This is a genomic window from Streptomyces sp. BoleA5 (assembly GCF_000373665.1).
GTDB lineage: Bacteria > Actinomycetota > Actinomycetes > Streptomycetales > Streptomycetaceae > Actinacidiphila.
Genome location: NZ_KB892124.1, coordinates 58900 through 77216, shown reverse-complemented (window position 1 = coordinate 77216; position 18317 = coordinate 58900). Strand labels below are relative to the sequence as shown.

Below are 18317 nucleotides of genomic sequence, written 5' to 3'. Positions count from 1 at the left end.
AACCATGTGGATGTGGACGTCGCCGTCATCGGGGCCGGGCAGGCCGGACTGTCCGGCGCGTACTTCCTGCGAAGGGCGGGGATGCGGCCCGACGAGGACTTCGTCGTCCTCGACCACTCCCCCGGCCCCGGCGGCGCCTGGCAGTACCGCTGGCCGACGCTGACGTACGGCAGGGCGCACGGGGTGCACTCGCTGCCCGGAATGGAACTGGAGGGGGCCGACCCCGACCGGCCGTCCGCCGAGGTGGTCGCGGAGTACTTCGACCGTTACGAGCGCGCCTTCGACCTGCGCGTGCACCGCCCGGTCGACGTCTCCACGGTCCGTGAGGGCCCGGAGGGCCGGCTGCTCGTCGAGTCCGACGCGGGCACCTGGGCGGCCCGCGCGCTGATCAACGCCACCGGGACCTGGGACCGGCCCTTCGTGCCTCGCTATTCGGGCCAGGAGGTCTTCCGCGGCCGCCAGCTGCACACCGCCGGCTACCGCGGGCGGGAGGAGTTCGCCGGGAAGCACGTGATCGTCGTCGGCGGCGGCACCTCCGCCGTCCAGCTGCTGATGGAACTCCATGAGCCGGGCGGCGCGGCCGCGACGACCTGGGTCACCCGGCGGCCTCCCGTCTACCACAGCGGCCCCTTCGGGGAGGAGCAGGGCCGGGCCGCGGTCGCGCTGGTCGAGGAGCGCGTCAAGCGCGGTCTGCCGCCCCAGAGCGTCGTCAGCGTGACGGGGCTCCCCATGACCGAGGCGATGGAACGCGCGCGTGAGCGCGGGATCCTCGAACGCCTCCCCATGTTCGACCTGATCACCGAGGACGGCGTGAGCTGGGCGGACGGCCGCCATGTCACCGCCGACGTCATCCTGTGGGCCACCGGCTTCCGGGCGGCCCTCGACCACCTCGCCCCGCTGCACCTGCGCGGCTCAGGCGGCGGCATCCGCCTGGAGGGGCTCACCCGGGTCGCCGCCGACCCCCGGATCCACCTCATCGGCTACGGCCCCTCCGCGAGCACGATCGGCGCGAACCGGGCCGGCCGCAGCGCGGTCCGCGAGATCCGTGCCCACCTGTGGGGACGGGACGGGACCCGCACACCGGAACCGGTGGCCGCGGCCGGCTGACGGCGGCCTCCCGGGCGCCGGGACCCCTGGCGCACATACCGGGAGGGCTACGGGGCCGCCCGGAGGGCTCAGCGGACGGCGCGGCTGCTCTTGCCCAGAGTGGAGGCGCGGACGACGAGTTCGGGCTGGAAGACGATGCGCCGGTGCTCGTGCTCCTCGGCCGCGTCCCCGGTCTCCTCGATGAGCAGATCGGCCGCCGCGCGGCCCATCCGGTACGCGGGCTGCCGTACGGAGGTGAGCGGCACCGCAGCGGCCGCCGCGAACTCGATGTCGTCGTAGCCGACCAGCGCGATCTCCTCGGGCACCGCGATGCCCGCGGCGTACAGCGCCTGGAGCACGCCCAGCGCGAGCAGGTCGTTGGCGCAGAAGACGGCGGTCGGGCGGTTGGCCATCCCCAGCAGGCGGGCGCCGGCGTCGCGTCCGGAGGGGACGTCGAGCCGCTCGGCCTCGATGTGCGCCAGGGAGTCCGCGGGGAGCCCGGCGGCGGCGAGCGCCTCCAGGGCGCCGGTGCGCCGGTCCTGGCACTGGGCGAGGTGCATCGGACCGCTGACGTAGACGATGCGCTCGTGGCCGCGCTCGATGAGGTGGTCGACGGCGAGGCGGCCGCCCTCGATGTCGTCCACGGACACCGAGCAGGCCTCGGCGCTCGGCACGACGCGGTCGACGAAGACGAAGGGGATGCCGTGCCGCCGGAAGGAGGCGATGTTCCGGCCGCTGGTGTCCGCGGGCGTCACCAGGACGCCGCGTACCCGCTGCTCGGCGAAGAGCCCGAGGTAGTCGGCCTCTTCCGAGGGGCTCTCACCGCTGTTGCAGAGCATCACCCCGAGTCCGGTCTCCCGGGCGGCCCGCTCGGCCCCCGAGGCGACGTCCACGAAGAACGGGTTGGCCATGTCGAGCACGAGCAGCGCGATGATCCTGCTGCGGCCCGCCCTCAGCTGCCGGGCGGACTCACTTCGCACGTACCCGAGTTGCTCGATGACCGACAGCACGCGGGCACGCGTGTCCTCGGAGACCATGTCGGGCCGGTTGATCACGTTCGACACCGTGCCGACCGAAACACCTGCCTGCCGGGCGACGTCCTTGATCCCCACCATGCGTGTCACGAGCTCCGCCCTACCTCCTGCCGCCGGCCCGCCGCAGGCCGCGGGTTCATGCTACGCATACTTGACATCCTCCCCGCCCTGGAGAACGGGGATTCCTGGCTCACGTGGGCTGAGGACCAGCGGTCCACCAGCGCTTACACGATCGGCACCAGCGGGGTGAGACCAGCCCGGACCGGCATCACGCGCGCGGCGTTCTTGTCCCTGGGGGACGGGGCTCCGCACGCGGTGCGAACCCCGGGCGGTGTAGTCAGCGACGGGGCGGCCTCGCGCTTGCGCTTGATCCGGGGCATCCCGGCCCGCTCCCTCATCGGCGGCCGCGCCGCGATGTCCTTCAAGGCTTTGGCACGGGACTTCGCGAAGTCCCGGATGACCTGCTGCTGCGGCACCCCGAACTGCCCTCCCGCAGCCGCGCGATCGACCGCCGCGCCTCGGTCAGCATCTTGTCGAGCTGCGCGGGGCCGCACGTGATCTTCTCCTCAGCGGTCCTGTTCAGGCCGTGGACCCTGCGGGACACCGCCACGCACTCGTTCCACACCCACCGGCAGCGCGCCCACTCCGCCTCCAGCCCGGCACTCGCTGGACGACACAGGCAGCCGATGGGTGTACCGGGCACCCCCGGACCCCCGCTCCGTCACCACCGTCGCCGTCATGCTGCGGAACCTAACAGTCCCCACTGACAACGAAAGAGAGCACAGGTCAGAACACATACACAGGGGGACTCCGCCGCCTCACGGCTCCGACCCTAGGACCCGTTCCCCCTTATGTTTTTCGCGGTCCTGCAAGAGGGCCGCCGGCTTCCGGGCCCGGCATGACTGTTGCCCCCTGTCGAGCGGATGACCTGGGGGGGTGTCACCGGGCCCGAGGGGTGCCGTCGGAGACCCTGATCGGAGGTCCGACCGGCGTGTCCGGGTGACCGAACAAGGGCGACGGAGCGGAATCGCGGCCTTTCGGGCGGGCGGATCGTCCGCGCGGGCCGGGGCCGCGCCGTCACGCCAGGTGGAAGACCTCGGTGAGGGGCCGCATGGCCTCGTCGGGCCGGGCCCCGTCAAGCGCCTCGAAGAAGTCGGCCATCTCGGCCTGCCAGCGGGCGTTGACATCGGTCGCCGCCATCGCCTCCTGGGCGGCGGCGAAGTCCTCGGTCTCCAGGTAGCCGACGAGCAGGCCGTCCTCGCGGAGGAAGAGCGAGTAGTTGTGCCAGCCGGAGGCGGAGAGGGCGTCCAGCATCTCGGGCCAGACGGCGGCGTGGCGCTCACGGTACTCGGCGAGCCGGTCCTTGCGGACCTTCAACAGGAAACAGACGCGCTGCACGGTCGGCCCTGGCCTCTCGGGTCTGATATGAAAGGTTTCAATCGATGGCAGGGACGTTAGGACACCCCGACATGGCTCGTCAATGGCACCTTCTGCGACGCGCAGACATCCGATCTCTGCCCCATGGTGCGGGGCACATACGGCAGTATGAGCCCACGGGTGGCCGTGCCGACCGTGAGGAGGCCGCATGCGCGTAGCACTGTTCGTCACTTGCGTGAACGACACGCTGTACCCGGATACGGGGAAGGCCGTCGTGACCCTGCTGGAGCGGCTGGGGGTGACCGTGGACTTCCCCGCCGCACAGACCTGCTGCGGCCAGCCGCAGTTCAACACCGGCTACCGCCACGAGACGGAGCCCCTGGTGGAGCGGTACGCCAGAGCCTTCGAGGGCTACGACCACATCGTCACCCCCTCCGGTTCCTGCGCCGCGATGGTGCGTGACAACTACCCCCGGATCGGCGAGCGGGCCCGCGCGGAAGGGCGCGGGGAGGGCCTCGCCGCCGTCGCCGCGTCCGTGGTGCCGCGCACCTACGAGCTGACCGAGTTCCTCACCGATGTGCTCAAGGTGACGGACGTCGGCGCATACTTCCCCCATCTCGTCACCTATCATCCGACCTGTCATGGCCTGCGGATGCTGGGGCTGGGTCGCCGCCCGCAGGAGCTGCTCAGCCATGTGAAGGGGCTGGAGCTGGTCGAGCTGCCCGGCGCCGAGGAGTGCTGCGGGTTCGGCGGCACCTTCGCCGTCAAGAACGCGGCCGTCTCCGCCGCCATGGGCGCGGACAAGGCACGCAACATCACCTCCACCGGCGCACGAGCCGTGTGCACCGTGGACAACTCGTGCCTGATGCACATCGGCGGCACCCTCGCCCGGCTCGGCTCCGAGGTCCGGCCGGTCCACCTCGCCGAGATCCTCGCGTCGACCGAGGAGCATCCCTACGGAGGCATCCGATGAGCGGCACGTACCTGGGCATGCCCGCCTTCCCCGTCGCCGCCGGCGAGGCCGTGCGCGACACGACGCTGCGCGGCAACCTGCGGCACGCCACCCACACCATCCGGGACAAGCGGGCCCGCGCCGTCGCCGAACTCGACGACTGGCAGCAGCTGCGCGCGGCGGGCAAGCAGATCAAGGACGATGTGCTGCGCCATCTCGACCACTACCTGGTGCGGCTGGAGGAGGCGGTCACCGCCGCGGGCGGCACCGTCCACTGGGCTGCCGACGCGGACGAGGCCAACCGCATCGTGACGGACCTGGTGCGCGCAACCGGCGAGACCGAGGTCGTCAAGGTCAAGTCCATGGCGACGCAAGAGATCGGCCTCAACGACGCGCTCGCGGAGGCCGGGATCGCCGCCTACGAGACGGACCTCGCCGAGCTGATCGTGCAGCTCGGCGACGACCTGCCGAGTCACATCCTGGTGCCCGCGATCCACCGCAACCGCTCCGAGATCCGCGACATCTTCACCGACGCCATGGGCCGCTGGGGCCGTCCGGCACCCGAGGGGCTGTCGGACTCCCCCGCCGAACTGGCCGAGGCCGCGCGGCTCCACCTCCGGGAGAAGTTCCTGCGCGCCAAGGTCGGCATCTCGGGCGCCAACTTCATGATCGCCGAGACCGGCACCCTGGTCGTGGTGGAGTCCGAGGGCAACGGCCGCATGTGCCTGACGCTGCCCGAGACCCTGATCTCGGTGGTCGGCATCGAGAAGGTGCTGCCGAGCTGGCAGGACCTCGAGGTGTTCCTGCAGCTCCTGCCGCGCTCCTCCACGGCGGAGCGGATGAACCCGTACACGAGCACCTGGACCGGGACCACCGACGAGGACGGGCCACGCACCTTCCATCTCGTCCTCGTCGACAACGGCCGCACCGACACCCTCGCCGACGAGGTGGGGCGGCAGGCCCTGCGCTGCATCCGCTGCTCGGCCTGCCTCAACGTCTGCCCTGTGTACGAGCGGGCGGGCGGGCACGCGTACGGCTCCGCCTACCCGGGCCCGATCGGCGCCATCCTCACCCCGCAGCTCCGCGGCACGGACACCGCGCTCGACGCCTCGCTGCCGTACGCCTCGTCCCTCTGCGGCGCCTGCTACGAGGTGTGCCCGGTCGCCATCGACATCCCGGAGGTCCTCGTCCACCTGCGGGAACGCGTGGTGCAGGGCGGTGAGGTGACCCGGGCGGGCAACAGGGTGACGCTCCGGCCCGCCAAGGGCCACGCGGCGGAGCGGGCGGCCATGCGCGCCGCACGCTGGACCCTGAACCACCCGGCGGCGCTGCGCGCCGGCCAGCGGCTGGCCGCGCGGACCCGCAGGTTCCACCCGCGGCGGCTGCCGGGGCCCGGAAAGGCGTGGACCGACACCCGGGACGTCCCGGCGGTGCCTGCGGAGTCCTTCCGTGACTGGTGGCAGCGCACCCGGGGGACGGGCGCAGCGGACACCGGCACCGGCACCGGCACCGGCACCGGCACCAAGAGCAGGGAGGGCACCAAGTGAGCACCCGTGACCAGGTCCTGGGGCGGATCCGCCGCGCCCTGACCGACGCGCCGCACGCAACGGCGCCGGCACGCGGCGCGGTGGACCGCGGCTATCTGCGCGTCCACGGACAACGGGACGCCGCGCAGACGGCGGATCTGCTGGCCGAGAACCTCGCCGACTACCGTGCGATCGTCCACCGCGCCACCGGCGCCGAACTCCCCGGCCGCCTCGCGGGCCTGCTGGCCGCGCGCGGTGTCCGGCGGGTCGTCGTACCGCCCGGCCTTCCGGAGCGGTGGCTATCGGCGGTGCAGGATGTGGAACAGGTGCCCGACTCGGCCGGGCTGACGGCCCGCGAACTCGACGCCGTCGACAGCGTCGTCACCGGCTGCGCGGTGGCGATCGCCGAGACCGGCACCATCGTGCTGGACGCCGGGACCGACCAGGGGCGGCGCAGGATCACCCTCGTCCCGGACCACCACGTCGTCGTCGTGCGCGTCCCGGAGCAGGTCGTGGACTCGGTGCCGCAGGCACTGGAACGGCTCGATCCCGTCCGGCCGTTGACGTGGATCTCCGGGCCCTCGGCCACCAGCGACATCGAGCTGGACCGCGTCGAGGGTGTGCACGGGCCGCGCACCCTGGAGGTCGTCCTCGTGACGGACTGACCGCGCGCCGCTCATTTGGCGTCCGCGTAGCACTCGACGACATGGGTCTGCAGCGGGAAGGGCACCGGCGTCGGGCCGAAGAGCAGGCGCCGGGCCTCCTCCGCGGACTCGGCGACGGCGCGCTCCACCTCGGGGGCAAGCTCCCGGGGTGTGTGCACGATGACCTCGTCATGCAGGAAGAACACCAGACGCGGCCCTCCGCCGAGCGCCGCCAGGCGGCGGCGCAGCGAGGCCAGCACCGCCAGCGCCCATTCGGCGGCCGTGGCCTGGATGACGAAGTTGCGGGTGAAGCGCCCCCAGGAGCGGGCCTGGGCGTCGGTGAGGTCCTGCCGCTCGGCGGACGGGGCCGGTGAGGTACGCCCGAGGTGGGACCGGACGACGCCGCCGCCCTCCCCGGTGCGGGCGGCGGACTCCACCAGGCGCATGGCGGCCGGGAAACGGCGGCGCAGCACCTCGAGCAGCGGCCCCACCTCCCCGCTGGTCTGGCCGTACATGGCACCCAGCAGACCGAGTTTGGCCCGGGCGCGGTCGCCGCCGAACGCGGTGCGCGCGAGGGCGGCGTAGAGGTCGCCCTCGGCGGCGGCCGCCATCAGCCCGGGATCACCGGAGAGGGCGGCGAGGACGCGGGGTTCCAGCTGGCCCGCGTCGGCGACGACCAGCCGGTGCCCGGGGTCCGCGACCACGGCGGCGCGGATCTGCCGGGGGATCTGCAGGGCGCCGCCGCCGCGGGTGGCCCAGCGGCCGGAGACGACACCGCCGACGACGTATTCGGGGTGGAACCGCCCGGTGGGAGCCCACTGTTCGCGCCAGGCCCAGCCGTGGGCGCTGTGGATGCGGGAGAGCTCCTTGTAGCGCAGCAGCAGCGCCGCGGCCGGGTGCCCGACCTCCCGCAGCACATGGGAGCGGGTGGAGTCGATCTTCACACCCACGCGCTCGAAGGCCGGCAGGAGCTGGGCGGGCGAGTCGGGGTTGACCGGGCGGCCCAGGGCCTCCTGGATGCCGGTGGCCAGCTCCGAGAGCACCTTGGGGCGGATGCCGCCCGCCGGACGGGGGCCCAGCAGCCCGATGAGCACCGCGTCGTGGGCGGCGGCGCTCCAGGGCAGGCCGTCCCAGGTCATCTCGGCGGCGGCCAGGGCGCCGGCGGACTCGGCGGCGCACAGCAGGCGCAGCCGGTCGGGATGTTCGGACAGGGCGATGCGACGCTGCTGGTCGGCGTGGACGGCGACCACAGCCTCAAGCGGGTCGGTGCCCGTCGGCAGATGGTGGCGGTCGGCGGCGAAGAGCACCGGCTGGTCGTCGGGGCCGCCTTCACGCGCGTCCTCCGGCACGGGGAGCCCGCGCGGCCGGGCCCAGGCGGCGCCCAGCGAACGGGGCAGGCCCCAGCGTTCCTCGGACCCCAGCAGCAGTGCCTCGACGAGCTTGAGGTCGTGGCAGCGTGCCGGACGTACCGGGACCCGTTCCAGCAAAGGCGGATAGATCTCGTCGGTCGCCGCCCACACCCAGCGGGGCGCCTGCCGGGCCTCGCGCTCGGCGACGGCCGCCGCGAGGTCGCCGACGGCCTGCGGGGGCCCGTCGGCGGTGCCGTCCTCGCGCAGCGCCTGCAGCCGCCCGCCGGTCCCCAGGGGATCGGCGACGACGGCGACGGACAGGCTCCTGGACGAGGTCACCGTCCGAGAGTAGAACGAGGCACCGACAACGCCCCGCGGGCCGGTCAGGGGCGGTTGTCGCGGCTCACCTTCAGGGCCCACAGCACGAGTGGCGCCTGCAGCGGCAGCCGGGCGTAGGCCGCCTTTCGCAGGGGTGCGGGCCGCTCGCGCCAGTCGCGGGCCATTTTCACGTTGGCGGGGAGCACGGCGGTGAAGAAGCCGGCAGCCAGCAGGGCGCTCGCCCGGCGGGTACGGGGCAGGGCGATGCCCGCGGCGAGCGCCAGCTCCACCGCGCCGCTGACGTAGGTCCAGGTGCGGGGCTCGCCGGGCAGGACGCGCGGGACGATCGCGTCGAAGGGCCGGGGCGCCACGAAGTGCGCGGTGCCCGTGGTGGCGAGCAGCCTGGCCAGCAGCAGGGCGGAGCGGTCGGACGCGGCCATCGGTTGCCTCCTGCGGTCGGCGCGGCGCCGCTCAGGTTAGCGCCGGTGTCCCGCGCGGGGCGGGCGATCGCCCGGGCCCGGGTGTGCGCTTGCTCACCCGGCTCACGCCGTGCCGAAGGTCGGTCCCGCGAAGGGCGGCAGCGCCGCGAACTCCGGGGCGACCCGGAGCGACACGGCGAGCTGGGCGAGCGTGTCCCGGATCCGGGTGAGCGGGTGCTCCGGGAAGTGCGCGTCGTAGTGGGGGGCGTCGCCCCAGTGGAAGGGCAGACCCTGCCGCAGGTCGGCGGCGTACGGATGGGGCATGAAATAGCGCTCGGGGCCTAGTTCGATGAGCACCTTCGCCTCCCGGGCGCCGGTGGTGCCCTGCTCCAGGGCCTGCACCTTCACGACGGCGCTGCAGGAGGCGCGGGGAAGGGTGTAGCTGCCCAGGAACGCCTGGCCGGTGGGGCGGTCCGGCAGGGGGACCTTGATGACCTGCCGCAGCGTCGGCACCGTCCCCAGGTGCAGGACGTCGGCCTCGATGAGGCCGCCGCCCGCCCCGGCCGTGTAGTGGGCCAGGGCGTGCCGCAGGCGTGGCAGGTCGTCCAGGGGCGCGGGGATGTCCGGCGGCACGTCGAACCAGTGCAGGCTGACGAGGTCGCCGTGGTCGTTGGTCCAGACGTCCGCCTCGATCTGCCGGTAGCCGGGGAGTTCCGCCCCCGCGATGGGTCCCATGGCCGAGGATCATGCCGTACGGACGAGTTGGGCGTCACGGCGGACCAGGGCGGCGTAGCGGCCGTCCAGGGCGAGCAGTTCCTCGTGGCTGCCACGTTCCACGATCCGGCCGTGGTCGAGGACGACGATCTGGTCGGCGTCGCGGACGGTGGACAGCCGGTGGGCGATGGTGATGGTCGTGCGGCCCGCGGAGAGGCCGTCGATGGCGTCCTGGACGGCGTGCTCGGTACGGGTGTCCAGCGCGCTGGTGGCCTCGTCGAGGATGAGGACCGGGGGGTCCCGCAGGATCGTCCGCGCGATCGCCAGTCGCTGCTTCTCGCCGCCCGAGAAGCGGTAGCCGCGCTCGCCGACCACGGTGTCGTAGCCGTCGGGCAGGCCCGCGATGTGGTCGTGGATCTGCGCGGCGCGCGCGGCGGCGACGACCTCCTCGTCGGTGGCGTCGGGCTTGGCGAAGCGCAGGTTCTCGGCGACCGAGGCGTGGAAGAGGTACGTCTCCTGGGAGACGACGCCGACCGACGCGGCGAGCGTGTCGAAGGCCAGGTCGCGCACGTCGTGGCCATCGAGGGTGACGCGCCCCTCTGTGACGTCGTACAGCCGGGGCACGAGGTAGCTCAGGGTGCTCTTGCCGGAGCCGGTCGCGCCGACGACGGCCAGGCTGCCGCCGGCCGGGACCGTCAGGTCGATGCCGTCGAGGGTGCGCCCGGTCGAGGCCGGGTCGTAGGAGAAGCCGACGCCTTCGAAACGGATGTCGCCGCGCACCCGCGGCAGGTGTACGGGGTCGTCCTTCTCGGTGATGTCGACGGGCAGGTCGAGGTACTCGAAGATGCGCTGGAAGAGCGCGAGCGAGGTCTGCATCTGGACACCGGTCGACAGCAGGCTGACAGTGGGCCGGAACAGTCCCTGCTGGAGCGAGACGAAGGCCACGAGCGTGCCGATGGACACGGTGCCGCCCGCTCCGTGGACGGCGAAGCCGGCGACCCAGTAGATGAGCGCGGGCATGGCGGCCATGACCACGCCGATGGTGGACATCCGCCAGCGGCCGGCCATGTTGGAGCGCACCTCGAGATCGACCAGCCGGTCGGACTCGTCGGCGAAGGAGCGCGTGAGGGATTCGGCGCGTCCCATGGTGCGGCCGAGGAGGATGCCGCTGACCGAGAGCGACTCTGTGACGATGGCGGACATCGCCGCCATCTGCTTCTGGCGCTGGGTGGTGATCTTCTTGCGTTCGGTGCCGACCCGGCGGCTGATCCACACGAAGACCGGGAGCAGCAGCAGGGAGGCGATGGTCAGCCGCCAGTCCAAGGCGATCATCGCGACGACGGTGGCCACGACGCTGGTGAGGTTGGAGACCAGCGAGGTCGCGGTGGAGGTGACGGTGGCCTGCATGCCGCCGATGTCGTTGGCTATGCGGGACTGCACCTCTCCGGTGCGGGTCCGGGTGAAGAAGGCGAGCGACATGCGCTGCAGCCGCTCGTAGACGGCGGTGCGCAGGTCGTGCATGACGCGCTGGCCCACCGTGGTGGAGATCAGGGTCTGCAGGACTCCGAAGACGCTGTTCAGGACCGCGGTGGCGATCATGCCGAGGGCGAGCAGACTCAGCAGCCCGGTACGGCCCTGCGGGATCGCGGTGTCGAGGATCTCGCGCAGCATGAAGGGCGAGGCGACCGAGACGAGCGAGGCGGCGCCGACGAGGAGCCCGACGAGGGCGAGGCGGGCGCGGTAGGGGCGGAAGAGCCGCACGACGCGGCGTAGGTCGGTTGGTCGGGCGGGGTCCTTGGGCGGCGGGGTCCACCGCGAGGTTGCATCGGGGTGCAAAGGGCCTCCGAAAGGTCCGGGCGGGGCGGGACGTTGAGAGTGTAGTTCATTGTTACCTATACTCACAATGAAGTGCATCCTGATACCCTCTGACCATGGAATCCCGCACCTTCGCCGCGGACACCGACGAGACCACCGGACGCCTCGCCGACCAGTTGCTGTGGCTGACCCGGCGCCTGCACCGCGCACAGCGGCGGCACCTGGAGCCGGTGGGCGTCACGCCGGCCCAGGCGCGCATGCTGCGCACGGTCGCGCACATCCTCAAGAGCGGACCCGCGCCCCGGATGGCCGACCTCGCGGAACGACTGGACGTCGTGCCGCGCGCGGTGACGAGCCTGACCGACGCCCTGGAGGAGCGGGGGCTCGTCCGCAGGGCGCCCGACCCGGCCAACCGCAGGGTGGTGCGCATCGAGCTGACCGAGGACGGCGACGACGCCGTGCGGCGCCTGCGCGGGGCCCGCCGGGCGGCGGCCGAGGAACTGCTCGCCCCCCTGGACACGGACCAGCGCGATGCCCTGACGGCGTTGCTCGCCGCCCTGGACACCGCGCCAGGTCGCTGCTGAGGGCCGGAGGACCTGAGCCGGCGCGTCAAAACGCGCCGGGGCGTCAGGCGCGCCAGGTGTCGCTCAGCGTCACCTTGCCGCTCGCGGGGACGGTCGCCGTACGGTTGGCGCCCGACTCCCAGGTGACGTTCCCGTTGCTGTCCTTCTTGATGTACTTGTACTCGAAGGACGTGCCCGCGCCCATGGAGACGTCGAGCTTCCACACCGGGTAGGCCGCAGAGGACATCGGCAGGGCGCTGCCGGTGTTCCAGTTGCCGAGCGCGGCGTTGCCGCCGACGACGTAGACGTTCTGGCCCCACACCGTGGTGGCGTTGGCCGAGAAGGACGCGCCGCTCGCGGGAGAGGTGCCGCCTCCGGTGCCGCACAGGGCACCGGCGTGGAGCGCGACCGCGTCGTGGGCACCGATGGTGGCGGTGAACCTGCCGTCCGAGCCGACGGTGTAGGTGGCGCCGCTGTGCTGCACGTCGCAATAGGTGCCGGCGGGCAGCGAGGTGGCGAAGGTCTGCGTCAGCGGGCCGCTCTCGTGGTTGATCGCGACGTAGCCCTTGCTGCCGCGCCCGAAGGCGATGGCGTTGTTGCCGTTGGACCACCAGTTGGTCACCGCGGTGCCGGCCACGGCGTTGCGGAACCCGACCATCCCCGCGATCTGCGGCCAGGCGTGCTGGCACTTCCAGCCGTCGCTGTAGCAGGCGTTGACGGTGCCGCCGTTGGGCGGGCCCGCGTCGTTGTCGGAGAACTCGTAGCCGGAGTAGACGTTCGGCGAGCCGTAGGGCCAGGCCAGCATGTAGACGTTGGCCAGGGTGTAGGTCGCGCCCGCCTTGTAGTTGAGGGTCGAGCCGTTGCGCTCGGTGTCCCAGTTGTCGACGAAGGTGCGGGAGCTGCCGCTCGAAAGGTAGCCGGCGCCCCATGAGGCGCCCCAGTTGCCGAGGTGGGCGAGCTTCTCGCTGGTGAAGATCCGCTTCAGGTCGTACGCGCCCTGGAAGGCGTCGACGTCACCGGTGCCGGTGTACTCGCCGGGCTGCACGGCCTCTCCGGAGCCGTAGATCACCTCCTGCGCCCAGAAGACCGAGGGGTTGGTGAGCTTGGCCTTGACGGCCGCGAGGTCCGAGGCCGCGATGTGCTTGGCGGCGTCGATGCGGAATCCGTCGACCCCCAGCGCGATGAGGTTGTTCATGTACGCCGCGATCGTCGAGCGCACGTAGTCGCTGCCGGTGTTCAGGTCCGAGAGCCCGACGAGTTCGCAGTTCTGGACGTTGTCGCGGTTGGTGTAGTCGGAGATGTTCGTCCGGCAGGAGTGGAAGTCCTGGTTCTGGTAGTAACCCGGGTAGTTGTACTTGCTGTACGACGTGCCGCCGGTGCCGGTGCCGGAGCCGGCACTCATGTGGTTGACGACGGCGTCGGCGACGACCTTCACCCCGGCGGCGTGACAGGTGTCGACCATGTTCCTGAACGCCGTGCTGTCGCCCAGCCGGCCCGCTATGCGGTAGCTGACGGGCTGGTAGGAGGTCCACCACTGCGCGCCCTGGACGTGCTCCTGGGGCGGCGACACCTCGACGTAGCCGTACCCGGCCGGGCCGAGCGTGCTGGTGCACTCCTTGGCGACCGAGGCGAACTTCCACTCGAAGAGGGTGGCGGTGACGTCCTTGCTCCCGGGCGGTGCTGCATCGGCCGGCTGCTGCGAGACGCCGACGAGCCCGGCCGTGCCGAGCAGTGCGGCCAGACCCGCGCGCAGAAAACGCGATCTCATGGTGCGGCTCCTTCGTGTTCGGGCACAAAGGTGCCCCGAAGACAGCCACGCGCCGGGCCATCGAGTGTGGGGGCGGAGTTCCCGCCCGTGGGAACTCCGGGTAGGAGACTGGTCCCACGGAGGGGTAGCGTCAATACGTCGCGTGGAAAAACTTTCAACCTCTTGCGGAAAAGGCCCGCTCCACTCTTGCAGCGACCCTGCAAGCCCCGTCGTCCCGCCTCCTGATCGGCCGTCAGGCCTTCAGGTGCGCCCGGTCCCCCATCACCACGACCGGGTGCAGCGCCGGGTCGAGCGTGCGCAGCAGGTACTCCATGTCGGCCTTGGACTGGCTGACGCAGGCCGACGTGCCGCTGCCGTGGTCCATGTGCAGCCAGATCCCGCCGCCCTTGGACTGGCCCTCGGGCCGGGTCGGATCGAGCGGGGACGTTCCCTTGACCCGGTTGTAGTCGATGGCGATGACCAGGTCGAAGTCGTGCCAGTGCGAACGGGACCACGACCGCGGCGCGGTGAAGGCGGAGGAGCGGTGGTACGGGAGCCGGGAATCCGGTTCGGCCAGAACGCCGCCCGCGTCGGACAGCGTGAACACGCCCACCGGACTCTTCCTGTCGCCCTCATGGTGGTCGGTCGTCCAGCCGCGCTTGCCGTTGTGCCCGGACCAGGAGCGCTCACGCTTCCACAGGTCGCCCTGCCGGGTGTACAGCACGATGGTCGAGTCCGCCGAACGCGCATCGTCCCCGTACACCGCCACGACCTGACGGGAGTCGGCCGGGATGCGCGACCGAAGCGCGGAACCGACATCCGGGATCCCCTGCGTGGCGGCCGCCTGGGTCGCGTGCGGCGGCTGCCGTACGGTATGCCGCGTCGTGTCCCGGTGCTCGTCGGTGCCCCCGGCACAGCCGGCGAGCAGCATCAGCGCCGCCGCGACGACCACCGTCCCCGCCCCACGCATCACTCGAACCGCCCCACTTTCGTGCCGTCGCGCTCCATCCTCGCACCCCTGGTCGAGGACGGATGCCGACCGTGGCCCGTTCCACCCGCGGCGGGAAAAAACGGGTTGAATTCGTCACGTCGGTGACGCGACGCTGGCACGTCTGCTCCCACCCCTCAGCACCGATGTCGGGACGTCATGTCGCTACGCGCTCTCCCCCATGCCGATCCGGGTGTCCCCGACACCCGGTCCGGCTTCCGTTTCCTGCTCTGGCTGGAACAGCGCCAGATCCGGGGCCAGGTCAAGGCCGCGTTGTGGGGCACCCTCCACATGGCGGCCGTGGCCTGCTTCCCGGCCGCGGTCGGCATCGCCGTGCAGGCCGTCGTCGACGGCTCCGGCGGACGCCTCGCGTTCGCGGGCGGCCTGATCCTCGCCCTGGGCGTGGTGACCGCCGTCGGCGACACCATGCTGCACCGCACCGCCGTCACCAACTGGATCGCCGCGGCCGCCAGGGTGCAGCTCCTTTTGTCGCGCAAGACCGTGGAACTGGGCTCGCTGCTCACCCGTCGGGTCGCGGCGGGCGAGGTCGTCGCGGTGAGCACCGGCGACGTCGAGAAGATCGGCTGGTTCGTCGAGGCGCTGGCCCGCTTCGCCTGCTCGCTGCTGGCGACCGTCGGCGTCACCGTCGCCCTGCTCGTCTACCGGCCCGAACTGGGGCTGATCGTCGCCGTGGGCGTCCCCGTGCTGGCCCTGTCGGTGCTGCCGTTGCTGCCCCGCGCGACACGGCGGGCCGACGAGCAGCGTGCCAAGGCGGGCAAGGCCACCGAACTCGCCTCCGACACCGTGGCCGGACTGCGCGTCCTGCGCGGCATCGGCGGCGAGGAACTGTTCCTGTCCCGCTACCGGCAGGCCTCCCAGGAGGTCCGGGGCGCCGCCGTCCGCAACGCGCGGATGTGGGCGCTGATCAGCGCCGTCCAAGTGGCACTGCCCGGTCTGCTGCTGCTCGCGGTGACCTGGTACGGCGCACGGCTGGCGCTGGACGGACGGATCGCGGTGGGCGAACTGGTCACCGTCTACGGGACGGTGGTCTTCCTGCTGTTCCCGCTGCGCGGCTTCGAGGAGATCGCGATGGCGTACTCCTTCTCGCGGCCCTCCGCGCAGCGCGCCGCCGCAGTGCTGGCACTGCGGCGGGACAGCGCGGGGGACCACCGCGGTACGTGGACGCCCGCGGACCCGCTGCCGGCGGGCGACCTCCACGACCCGGTGACGGGGCTGCTCGCCACGGCCGGCGAACTGACCGCCGTGGTCTGCGGGGACCCGGACGCGGCGGGCGCCCTCGCCGACCGGCTGGGCGGGCACAGTCCCACCCGGGCCGGGGACGCCCCCTCGGTGCTGCTCGGCGGGACGGCGCTGGACGGCCTTCCCCTGATGGCGGCCCGCGCCACCGTGCTGGTCCAGGACAAGGACCCGGTGCTGCTCTCCGGCACGCTGACCGAACTGCTGGACGTGCCCGCCTCCGGCCACGTCACCCCGGCCGAGGCGCTCGCGGCGGCGCAGTGCGGCGATGTGCTCGACGCGCTGGCGCAGGCCTCGGCGGACGACTCCGGGGACCCGATGCGGTCCCCGATCACCAAGCGCGGACGGTCCTTGTCGGGCGGCCAAAGGCAGCGGCTGGCGCTGGCCCGGTCGCTCGTCACCGATCCGGAGGTCCTGGTGCTGGACGAGCCGACCAGCGCCGTCGACGCGCACACCGAGGCCCGGATCGCCCAGGGCCTCAGGGCGCTGCGCGCCGGCCGGACGACGGTGGTCCTCACCTCCAGCCCGCTGCTGCTGGACCGTGCGGACCGGGTGGTGTTCGTGGAGGACGGCGCGGTGCGCGCGTCCGGCACGCACCGCGAACTGCTCCGCGCCGACCTCGGCTACCGCGCCGTCGTCACCCGCGAGACCGAGAACGAAACCGAGGGACCCGAGCAATCCGCACGACTCGAGAAAGCCGAGGAGACCGCATGATCGGCGTGGAACCGCCGGAGTACGACCCGGCCGCGCCACGGCACGTGACGACCCTGCCGGTGGGCTCGCCCGCCACCGTGCGCGCTTACGTCGGCGAGCTGGCCCGGCGGCACAAGGGCGCCTTCGCGCTGCTCGTGTCGGTGAACACCGTCGCCGTCGTCGCCTCGATGGCCGGCCCCTACCTGCTGGGCGGGCTCGTCGAGGACCTGGCGGCGGGCCGCCGCGACCTTCACCTCGGACGCACCATGGCGCTGTTCGCCGTGGCGCTCGCCGTGCAGACGGTGTTCGTCCGGGAGGTGCGGCTGCGCGGCGCGGTCCTGGGCGAGCGGATGCTGGCGGACCTCCGCGAGGACTTCCTCGTACGGTCCGTGGGGCTGCCGCCCGGTGTCCTGGAGCGGGCGGGCACGGGCGACCTGCTGTCCCGTATCACCACGGACATCGACCGGCTCTCGAACGCGATGCGGGAGGCCGTGCCGCAGCTGGCGATCGCCGTGGTGTGGAGCGGTCTGCTGCTCGGCGCGCTGACGGCCACCTCGCCGCCGCTGGCGCTGGCGGTGCTGGTGGCCGTGCCGGTGCTCCTCGCGGGCTGCCGCTGGTACTTCCGGCGGGCCCCTCAGGGCTACCGCTCCGAAGCGGCCGGTTACGCCGCCGTCTCAGCGGTCCTCGCGGAGTCCGTGGACGCCGGGCGCACTATCGAGGCGCACCGGCTCGGCGACCGCCGCGAGGAGCTGTCGCGCACCCGTATCCGCCAGTGGGTGGAGTGGGAGCGCTACACGATGTGGCTGCGCAGCGTGCTCTTCCCGGTGATCAACGTGACGTACATGCTCATCCTCGCCTCGGTGCTGCTGATCGGCGGCACGCTGGTGCTGCACGGCAGGGTGTCGGTGGGCGAGCTGACGACGGGCGCGCTGTACGCGCAGATGCTGGTCGACCCGATCAACCTCATCCTGCGCTGGTACGACGAGCTGCAGGTGGCGCAGGTTTCGCTGGCGCGGCTCGTCGGTGTCCGGGAGGTCGAGCAGGGCGCCGGGGACGAGCGGGTGGCACCGGACGGACGCGACGTCCACGCCGACGAGGTGCGCTTCGGCTACCGCGCCGGCAGCGACGTTCTGCACGGGGTGAGCCTGCGGGTGCGCCCGGGCACCCGGCTGGCCCTGGTCGGCCCGTCCGGGGCGGGCAAGTCGACGCTGGGGCGGCTGCTGGCCGGGATCTACAGCCCGCGGGCCGGCGAGGTCACCCTGGGCGGCGCCCAGCTGGCCCGGATGCCCGCGGAGCGGGTCCGTGAGCACGTGGCCCTGGTCAACCAGGAGCACCACGTCTTCGTCGGCACGCTCCGGGACAACCTGCTGCTCGCCCGTGCGGGAGCGGGTGACGGAGAGCTGTGGGCGGCGCTCGCCGCGGTCGACGCCGACGGGTGGGCGCGGGGCCTCGACGACGGCCTCGGTACCGAGGTCGGCTCGGGCGGCACCGCGCTGACCCCGGCCCAGGCGCAGCAGGTGGCGCTGGCACGGCTCGTCCTCGCCGACCCGCACACCCTGGTGCTGGACGAGGCCACCTCGCTGCTGGACCCGCGCGCGGCGCGCCATCTGGAGCGGTCGCTCGCCCGTGTGCTGGACGGCAGGACCGTGGTGGCCATCGCGCACCGGCTGCACACGGCGCACGACGCCGACCTGATCGCGGTCGTCGAGGACGGCCGCATCAGCGAGCTGGGCAGCCACCACCAGCTGGTCGAGGCCGACGGCGCCTACGCGGCGCTGTGGCGGTCCTGGCACGGATAGTGCGGACCGGCACGGCGCCGCGTACGAGACGGCGGT

General features: G+C 72.6%; 15 protein-coding genes and 1 pseudogene. 7 read left to right on the top strand and 9 right to left on the bottom strand.

Translation table 11 applies throughout. The features are described from left to right. The first annotated feature begins 6 nt into the window (after positions 1 to 6). Entirely contained in the window at positions 7 to 1107 is a 1101-nt protein-coding gene (locus B085_RS0130155) for a flavin-containing monooxygenase (RefSeq protein ID WP_018562333.1), read from the top strand. A 68-nt stretch (positions 1108 to 1175) separates the two neighbouring features. On the opposite strand, the gene B085_RS0130150 is transcribed toward B085_RS0130155, so the two are convergent. The 3 genes and pseudogenes from B085_RS0130150 to B085_RS0130140 form a co-directional block, all read right to left on the bottom strand. Further along, complete coding sequence (locus B085_RS0130150) at positions 1176 to 2201, bottom strand: LacI family DNA-binding transcriptional regulator (RefSeq protein WP_018562332.1); 1026 nt, start codon at positions 2199 to 2201, stop codon at positions 1176 to 1178. 257 nt (positions 2202 to 2458) lie between these two features. Further along, positions 2459 to 2860, bottom strand: a pseudogene (locus B085_RS50195) (RNA-guided endonuclease TnpB family protein); the annotation flags it as partial. A 337-nt stretch (positions 2861 to 3197) separates the two neighbouring features. After that, the gene (locus B085_RS0130140) at positions 3198 to 3518 is read right to left on the bottom strand and encodes an L-rhamnose mutarotase (protein WP_026251593.1); all 321 of its coding nucleotides are present in this window, start codon (positions 3516 to 3518) and stop codon (positions 3198 to 3200) included. Positions 3519 to 3705: 187 nt separating this feature from the next. Between B085_RS0130140 and B085_RS0130135 the strand changes: the two genes are divergently transcribed. From B085_RS0130135 to B085_RS0130125, 3 genes are read left to right on the top strand one after another with little or no spacing between them, the layout of a single operon-like run. Next, on the top strand, positions 3706 to 4470 hold the full coding sequence (locus tag B085_RS0130135) for a (Fe-S)-binding protein (RefSeq protein WP_026251592.1): 765 nt from the start codon (positions 3706 to 3708) through the stop codon (positions 4468 to 4470). Next, complete coding sequence (locus B085_RS0130130) at positions 4467 to 5996, top strand: lactate utilization protein B (protein WP_018562328.1); 1530 nt, start codon at positions 4467 to 4469, stop codon at positions 5994 to 5996. The genes B085_RS0130135 and B085_RS0130130 overlap by 4 nt, the downstream gene beginning before the upstream one ends. Next, on the top strand, positions 5993 to 6640 hold the full coding sequence (locus B085_RS0130125) for a LutC/YkgG family protein (protein WP_018562327.1): 648 nt from the start codon (positions 5993 to 5995) through the stop codon (positions 6638 to 6640). Before B085_RS0130130 ends, B085_RS0130125 begins: the two co-directional genes overlap by 4 nt. 11 nt (positions 6641 to 6651) lie before the next feature. On the opposite strand, the gene B085_RS0130120 is transcribed toward B085_RS0130125, so the two are convergent. The 4 genes from B085_RS0130120 to B085_RS0130105 all read right to left on the bottom strand — a co-directional run bounded on the left by B085_RS0130120 (position 6652) and on the right by B085_RS0130105 (position 11255). Next, on the bottom strand, positions 6652 to 8307 hold the full coding sequence (locus tag B085_RS0130120; protein ID WP_018562326.1) for a bifunctional 3'-5' exonuclease/DNA polymerase: 1656 nt from the start codon (positions 8305 to 8307) through the stop codon (positions 6652 to 6654). A gap of 44 nt (positions 8308 to 8351) precedes the next feature. After that, the gene (locus B085_RS0130115) at positions 8352 to 8726 is read right to left on the bottom strand and encodes a DoxX family protein (protein ID WP_018562325.1); all 375 of its coding nucleotides are present in this window, start codon (positions 8724 to 8726) and stop codon (positions 8352 to 8354) included. 102 nt (positions 8727 to 8828) lie between these two features. Beyond that, positions 8829 to 9440 (bottom strand): hypothetical protein, encoded by a 612-nt coding sequence (locus B085_RS0130110; protein WP_018562324.1) that lies wholly within the window; start codon positions 9438 to 9440, stop codon positions 8829 to 8831. A 9-nt stretch (positions 9441 to 9449) separates the two neighbouring features. Beyond that, positions 9450 to 11255, bottom strand: a complete 1806-nt coding sequence (locus tag B085_RS0130105; RefSeq protein ID WP_026251591.1) for an ABC transporter ATP-binding protein — start codon at positions 11253 to 11255, stop codon at positions 9450 to 9452. A gap of 95 nt (positions 11256 to 11350) precedes the next feature. Between B085_RS0130105 and B085_RS0130100 the strand changes: the two genes are divergently transcribed. Beyond that, entirely contained in the window at positions 11351 to 11818 is a 468-nt protein-coding gene (locus tag B085_RS0130100) for a MarR family winged helix-turn-helix transcriptional regulator (protein WP_018562322.1), read from the top strand. A 43-nt stretch (positions 11819 to 11861) separates the two neighbouring features. On the opposite strand, the gene B085_RS0130095 is transcribed toward B085_RS0130100, so the two are convergent. Beyond that, complete coding sequence (locus B085_RS0130095; protein WP_018562321.1) at positions 11862 to 13565, bottom strand: carbohydrate-binding module family 20 domain-containing protein; 1704 nt, start codon at positions 13563 to 13565, stop codon at positions 11862 to 11864. Positions 13566 to 13797: 232 nt separating this feature from the next. After that, on the bottom strand, positions 13798 to 14514 hold the full coding sequence (locus tag B085_RS0130090; RefSeq protein WP_018562320.1) for a L,D-transpeptidase family protein: 717 nt from the start codon (positions 14512 to 14514) through the stop codon (positions 13798 to 13800). 177 nt (positions 14515 to 14691) lie between these two features. On the opposite strand from B085_RS0130090, the gene B085_RS0130085 reads away from it, so the two are divergent. Continuing rightward, the gene (locus B085_RS0130085) at positions 14692 to 16503 is read left to right on the top strand and encodes an ABC transporter transmembrane domain-containing protein (protein WP_018562319.1); all 1812 of its coding nucleotides are present in this window, start codon (positions 14692 to 14694) and stop codon (positions 16501 to 16503) included. Continuing rightward, positions 16500 to 18281 carry an ABC transporter ATP-binding protein gene (locus B085_RS0130080; protein ID WP_018562318.1) on the top strand — a complete coding sequence of 594 codons (1782 nt, stop codon included), beginning with the start codon at positions 16500 to 16502 and terminating at the stop codon, positions 18279 to 18281. The genes B085_RS0130085 and B085_RS0130080 overlap by 4 nt, the downstream gene beginning before the upstream one ends. The last annotated feature ends 36 nt before the right edge of the window (positions 18282 to 18317 follow it).

Excerpts from the sequence above, each read along its gene's own strand:
- B085_RS0130150 (WP_018562332.1), bottom strand. The coding sequence starts at position 2,201 with ATGGTGGGGATCAAGGACGTCGCCCGGCAGGCAGGTGTTTCGGTCGGC.
- B085_RS0130135 (WP_026251592.1), top strand. The coding sequence starts at position 3,706 with ATGCGCGTAGCACTGTTCGTCACTTGCGTGAACGACACGCTGTACCCG.
- B085_RS0130130 (WP_018562328.1), top strand. The coding sequence starts at position 4,467 with ATGAGCGGCACGTACCTGGGCATGCCCGCCTTCCCCGTCGCCGCCGGC.
- B085_RS0130115 (WP_018562325.1), bottom strand. The coding sequence starts at position 8,726 with ATGGCCGCGTCCGACCGCTCCGCCCTGCTGCTGGCCAGGCTGCTCGCC.
- B085_RS0130110 (WP_018562324.1), bottom strand. The coding sequence starts at position 9,440 with ATGGGACCCATCGCGGGGGCGGAACTCCCCGGCTACCGGCAGATCGAG.
- B085_RS0130100 (WP_018562322.1), top strand. The coding sequence starts at position 11,351 with ATGGAATCCCGCACCTTCGCCGCGGACACCGACGAGACCACCGGACGC.
- B085_RS0130095 (WP_018562321.1), bottom strand. The coding sequence starts at position 13,565 with ATGAGATCGCGTTTTCTGCGCGCGGGTCTGGCCGCACTGCTCGGCACG.
- B085_RS0130090 (WP_018562320.1), bottom strand. The coding sequence starts at position 14,514 with ATGCGTGGGGCGGGGACGGTGGTCGTCGCGGCGGCGCTGATGCTGCTC.
- B085_RS0130085 (WP_018562319.1), top strand. The coding sequence starts at position 14,692 with ATGTCGCTACGCGCTCTCCCCCATGCCGATCCGGGTGTCCCCGACACC.
- B085_RS0130080 (WP_018562318.1), top strand. The coding sequence starts at position 16,500 with ATGATCGGCGTGGAACCGCCGGAGTACGACCCGGCCGCGCCACGGCAC.